This window comes from Acinetobacter defluvii, assembly GCF_001704615.3.
GTDB lineage: Bacteria > Pseudomonadota > Gammaproteobacteria > Pseudomonadales > Moraxellaceae > Acinetobacter > Acinetobacter defluvii.
On sequence record NZ_CP029397.2, the window covers coordinates 3,347,931 to 3,353,930 of the forward strand.

The 6,000-nt window shown below is 37.1% G+C and carries 6 protein-coding genes; all 6 read right to left on the minus strand.

All coding sequences use genetic code 11. The features are described 5' to 3' along the window. Positions 1 to 33: 33 nt before the first annotated feature. Complete coding sequence (locus tag DJ533_RS18535; RefSeq protein WP_065995205.1) at positions 34 to 417, minus strand: AlpA family phage regulatory protein; 384 nt, start codon at positions 415 to 417, stop codon at positions 34 to 36. Positions 418 to 1,258: 841 nt separating this feature from the next. Further along, positions 1,259 to 2,623, minus strand: a complete 1,365-nt coding sequence (gene mnmE, locus DJ533_RS18540; protein WP_065995206.1) for a tRNA uridine-5-carboxymethylaminomethyl(34) synthesis GTPase MnmE — start codon at positions 2,621 to 2,623, stop codon at positions 1,259 to 1,261. Between the two features lie 90 nt (positions 2,624 to 2,713). Then, on the minus strand, positions 2,714 to 4,453 hold the full coding sequence (gene yidC, locus DJ533_RS18545; protein ID WP_065995207.1) for a membrane protein insertase YidC: 1,740 nt from the start codon (positions 4,451 to 4,453) through the stop codon (positions 2,714 to 2,716). A 5-nt stretch (positions 4,454 to 4,458) separates the two neighbouring features. Further along, positions 4,459 to 4,779: a membrane protein insertion efficiency factor YidD gene (gene yidD / locus DJ533_RS18550; RefSeq protein ID WP_065995208.1), complete on the minus strand. Its 321-nt coding sequence runs from the start codon at positions 4,777 to 4,779 to the stop codon at positions 4,459 to 4,461. Between the two features lie 9 nt (positions 4,780 to 4,788). Then, positions 4,789 to 5,181: a ribonuclease P protein component gene (gene rnpA, locus DJ533_RS18555; RefSeq protein WP_065995209.1), complete on the minus strand. Its 393-nt coding sequence runs from the start codon at positions 5,179 to 5,181 to the stop codon at positions 4,789 to 4,791. Positions 5,182 to 5,216: 35 nt separating this feature from the next. After that, positions 5,217 to 5,351, minus strand: coding sequence for a 50S ribosomal protein L34 (rpmH, locus tag DJ533_RS18560; RefSeq protein WP_000831329.1), 135 nt, complete (start codon positions 5,349 to 5,351; stop codon positions 5,217 to 5,219). Between the last annotated feature and the right edge of the window lie 649 nt (positions 5,352 to 6,000).

Below are 6,000 nucleotides of genomic sequence, written 5' to 3' on the forward strand. Positions count from 1 at the left end.
AAAAAGCTGACATTCAATCAGCTTCTTATAAGATTAGATCAATTTTGGTTGTAGCTGATCTTTGATGTCTTCGATTTGTTTTCTCAAGCGCGGTTTGACTACTTTTCCATAATAAATCAAATTACGGCTTGCTAAACTTGCGCAATCAGAAGCCTGATTAAACTGTCGACATAATAGATTTAATCGGCTAGATAAATCGAAATTAAGATCCACTAACGGAAACGTCAACATGCTAATCCATTGATGAATTTCTTCCTCGATCCAAAGTAATCGTTTAGAAATCTTGATACTTTTTGGAAATAAATTATGTGCCATCAGAATTTTTATTTCTGAAGTATTCAGCCCGGTTCTTTGTTGCACTTGTTTTTGACAAATCAAAGGTGAATTTGTGCTTTGCTTAGTTTTAGATATCGTCATCTAAACATTCTCCAGTAATGGAAATGCCTAGACACAAAAATAGAAAAATTAGAATGTTTAATTTTTTAAACTAAGTTTTATCAGTGGGATAGAGTTTATAGCACTATTCAATACGTTCAGTAAGACACAAGGAAGCATATTTGTAAGTAAACAAGATGTTTACTTTAAACCAAAGGTTCACTATAGTTCTACCTATAGACTAATTTTAATTAGTCATATAAAACTTGTTTTTAAGCTGTTATACATTTCTAAAGTTCCTTTAGGTTTGTGCCTGTCACGGCGGTTTAAAAGAATTGGCAATAGGAAAGGTCGAAGATTCCCAAAGCCACTAGTTCCATAAAGAGGGTCAAGTAAGGTCGAATTTACTTGGCTCTTTTTATACTCATTGATTGCTTTTGCATTTATACAACTCAATGAACTTTCTGCAACTTTACGGTAAAATTTACGGAGCGACAAGCCATCTTAAGAACAAGTGCGTTAAATGTTGTCGGGCACTATCATCAATTTAAACACTTTTAATAATATTGTTATTCAAATTTGAATGTTTAATATTTCAAACTAAAATAAATACTCTTATTTATCCAAGTTTTTGACTTAATTACTAAAAAATATAGAAAATTCTATATAAGTTGTTCACTTTACTGAACATTTTATTCAAAAATGAATAAATTTAGCACGAATTAATAGTGCTGTTATTAACTTAAAAGTTTACAATTAATTACAATTTATCTTCTTTAAGTCTAATTGTTCATTAATGAATTAATATTAAAATAAAAAGCATTAAGCTATTAAAATTTAATACTTTTTATTCAAAATAATTATGATTTATGTTTTTAAAAGATCATTTACCAATACAAAACGATCCAAAGATCACTCCTAACAAATCATCCGCACTAAAGTCACCAGTGATCTCACCCAAAGCATTTTGCGCTAAACGAAGGGATTCAGCGACCAATTCACCTGCTTGATACACAGTTAACTGCTCATGTGCTTCTGCCAAATACTGTTGAGTGCGCTTCATTGCATCCAAATGACGCGTTCGAGCAATAAAGGTATCTTCTTCAGGCTGGAAGCCTGCATGCGCTGTAATCGCATCTATGAGCGCTTGAACGCCTGTTTCTTGTTTGGCTGATACGGTAATATGACGAAAACCTTGAAAATCGCTTAATTCAGCCGTTTGATTGGTCAAATCACATTTATTTCCAATCAGCATCAAACGTTTCGGCTCTAAATGATCAGCAAAATATTCCTGTGCCAAAGCCAAAGGATTTTCTCCTTGAGTCAAGTCATAGACCAAAAGCAATAAATCTGCTTGCTCGATCTCTTTGATGGCACGACGAATACCTTCTTTTTCCACAATATCACCAGTTTCACGTAAACCTGCGGTATCAGTTAAGGTAATCGGTAACCCATTTAAAGTGATTTTCTCATGTAAAACGTCACGGGTTGTTCCTGCAATGTCAGTCACAATCGCACGCTCAATTCCTGCTAAAGCATTCAACAAAGAGGATTTACCTGCATTCGGTTTACCTGCAATCACCACTTGTAAGCCTTCACGAAGCAATTGCCCCTGACGTGCAGAGGTTTGCACTTCAGTTACTGAAGCTTGTACACCTTCAAGCAAAGCTAAAATTTTACCATCAGCCAAAAAGTCGATTTCTTCTTCAGGAAAATCAATTGCCGCTTCAACATGCAAACGTAAATGAATCAAATTTTGTAAAACCGCATTTACTTTATTGGAAAATGCACCTTGTAGTGAACGCACTGCCGAACGTGCTGCCGCCTGTGAAGTCGCATCAATCAAATCGGCAATCGCTTCGGCTTGTACCAAATCCATTTTGCCATTTTCAAAAGCACGCATGGAAAATTCGCCGGCTTTGGCAGCCGTTGCACCGAGTTCCAACAAACGAGCAAGCAAGGTATTTTGAATCACAGGACCACCATGTCCTTGTAACTCAACCACATCTTCACCAGTGAAGGAGTGTGGATTTGGAAAGCAAATCACCAATCCTTCATCCATGACTTCATTTTTTTCATCCATAAACTGACGAAAACCTGCAAAACGTGCTTTCGGCAAAGTTTTGCCTGTTAATGCTTCAGCAATAGCATAGGCTTTCGGACCAGACAGACGAATCACCCCCACACCACCACGTCCAGGAGGCGTTGCGATTGCTGCAATAGTGCTTTGGGATACTACATTCGTCATGTACAGTCTCTATTATCTATTCAATAAAAAAATCCGCTTAAGATTACCATCTTAAGCGGATTTAATCAGCTATTGCTTAATTTTTTAAACTTAAGCTGCTTCTCGTTTTAAACGATCTTTTTCAACAGATTTATTAATAAACCATTGTTGTAAGATCGTGATCGAGTTGTTCACAATCCAGTAAAGTACAAGACCAGCAGGGAAGAACAGCATAAATACTGTAAACATGATCGGCATAATCTTAAATACTTTTGCTTGCATTGGATCAGCAGGTTGTGGGTTCAAACTTTGTTGAACAAACATTGTTACACCCATCAACAACGGCAAGATGAACCAAGGGTCCATTGCTGACAAATCTTGAATCCAAAGCATCCATGGCGCATGGCGAAGTTCTACAGACTCCATCAATACCCAATACAATGCAAGGAAGATCGGCATTTGTAGCAATAATGGTAAACAACCTGAAAGTGGGTTGACTTGTTCACGTTTGTAAAGTGCCATCATTTCTTGCGAGAAACGCATGCGGTCTTCACCAAACTCTTCTTTCATGCGTTGCATTTCAGGGGCAATCACACGCATTTTCGCCATTGAACGATAGCTCTTAGACGACAACGGCCAAAGAATTAGTTTAACTAAGATGGTGAGTAAAATAATTGACCAACCCCAGTTACCTACAACGTTATGGAACATTTGTAAGCCCATGAACAAGAGTTTCGCAATCGGCCATAACCAACCATAATCTACAGTTTGGTTTAAACCAACAGCTAAGTCTTTTAACTCAGACTGAATTTTTGGTCCTGCATAGAAGGTTGCATCAATGCTCATGGCTTTACCAGCAGGAACATTAATGGTTGGAGAGGTAAACCCGATGATATTCATACCATCTGCTGATTTACGTGATTCTAATTTTGCAGTGTATTCTTGACCACCAAAATGACCTGGAATCCAAGCACTCACAAAATAGTGCTGAACCATCGCCACCCAACCGCCTTTGGCTTGCTGATCAAGTTTCTCTTCAGTAAAGTTGGCAAATTTAAGCTTGTTATAATGTTCGTCAGGCGTTCCCCATGCACCACCTAAAAATGTACCTAAAGTGAAAATACCTTGGTCAGACTTACCTGGGTCTTCTGAGTTGTCACGTTTGAGTTGACCAAACATTTGACCTTGCCAATTTTGTGCGCTGCGGTTGACCACCTGATAGCTCACTTCAATTGGGTAGTTACCTTGCTTAAAGTTAAAGCTTTTGATGATTTCCACACCATCAGCAGTTTTGAAAACCATTGGCACCGTTAAAACTTTTACAGTTTTACCGTCTTTATCTTTAACATCTTTTAAGTCTGCTAAAGTATATGCAGTTTTTTCAAACTCATAATTTGGACGACCAGCACGACTACTGTCTGGACCATTTAAGCCGATTAAGCCTGATTGCGCGACATAGGTACGTTTACTATCACTTTCAAGCATGACAAACGGCTCATCGCTGTTTTTGCTTTGATCATGATTGAGTAATTCAATACGCACAATATCACCACCTTTCGGACTAATCCAAAGATGATAAAGGTCAGTTTGTACTGAAATCAGTTGTTGATTTGCGGTTGCTGGTGCAGTTGTCGGTTGTTGTGCAGCAGCAATATTTGCTTGCGGAACATCGCTAGAAGCCGCAGTCGTTTGACCATTTGGCAAATCGGCAGAAACATCATGCGCTACCACAGCTGCAGGCTGCGTTTTGGTAGTATCTGCATGACCATAATCTTTTTGCCAAGCCAAAATGAGCAAATATGCGACGACAAACATGGCCCCGAGAATTGCAAACCTGGCCCATTGTTGCATATCTATTACCCCAAGTGGTTAGAGTGATGTTGGTTCGTAAAACGTTCACGCAAGGGTACAGCAACATGAAACGTTTGAGAATCTATTTGCTGAAATGAAATAAAACGAATTGCTTTTTTAGGCACAGGATCATAACCAAATCCTCCCCAAGGGTGACAGCGGCAAATGCGTTTAGTTGCAAGCCAACTCCCTTTAAAGGCACCATGAAGATGGATCGCTTCTAACGAGTATTGAGAACAAGTTGGAATATAACGACAACGAGGTCCAATGAGAGGACTAATCGCAATTTGATAGAAACGTATCAACCAATGCAATATACGAACCATTGGCTTTCTCTAATTCTGAGGAGAAGAAATTGCTATTTTATGGTGCTTTTTAACAAGACGTTGCAATTTCTGCCATGCAAACTGTAACTGCTGATGTAATTCAGCATTAGGAATTGTTTCTATACCGACCTTCGGCATGACCACAATATCTAATAAGTCAATATTTTGCTGATTTAGGCGAAAACTTTCACGCGCCAAACGTTTTATTCGATTTCTTTCATGTGCACGGCGCACTTTTTTCTTAGCAACAACAATACCCAAACGGCTTTGAGGCTGTTCGGTGATTTTTGCTAAAAATAAGAAATGGGGTTGATGCACTTTAAAAAGCGCACCATCAAATACACTTTTGTAATCTGCAGCACAGTGGATTCTCACCGCTGGACTGAAACTATAAAGTGACATAACACCCAAATCGTATAACTTGACTGTTTATAAAATTAAACAGTTAAGCTATGACGACCTTTTGCACGACGACGAGCTAATACTTGACGACCAGCTTTAGTAGCCATACGAGCACGGAAACCATGAACGCGTTTGCGCTTTAATTCAGATGGTTGGAATGTACGTTTCATGTTGAAACTCCAATGTTGATCTTTCTCTAAAGGTTCGCGATTGTATTGTGCATTGTTTGTTCTGTCAATGAATATAGGCTTTTCTCTGCATTTTTTTATATTTTTGGCTACTTCTAGATTTAACAAAAAAATATATTAAATTTTCACTAAATAAGTATTCACAAGTTAAGTTATTATTTTATAATGCAATAAAAATTATAAACAATCATATCCACACCCTTATCCATAGATGCACTTGTTTTTAAATTTATAACCCTGTAGTTTTGAATTTAAATTTATAAATGGTGGTTATCCACATTTGGAGACGGTCTTATAAATAAATTCAAATTTATAAATTTAAATTTATTATTATTAGTGCGCTATTTTCTTGAGGAAAACTCATTTTTAGTTTTTTAAAATATAAACTTACGTTGTGAATAACTTTGGTTTTTAAGTATTGATAGATTGTGGATAAGTTTACGGTTTATTTTATCCACAACTTGTGGTAAAACTTATCCACAAGGTGTTTAAATTTAAATTTATTTGCAGAAAGTCTTTTTTTTAAACGATTTGCTTTGAATTAGTCATGACAGATGTGGATAACTTGGTTAGAATGGCGACCCCCATATCGCTGGGTCATCTTTTTTAAATTTAAATAAAGGAGTTTCAC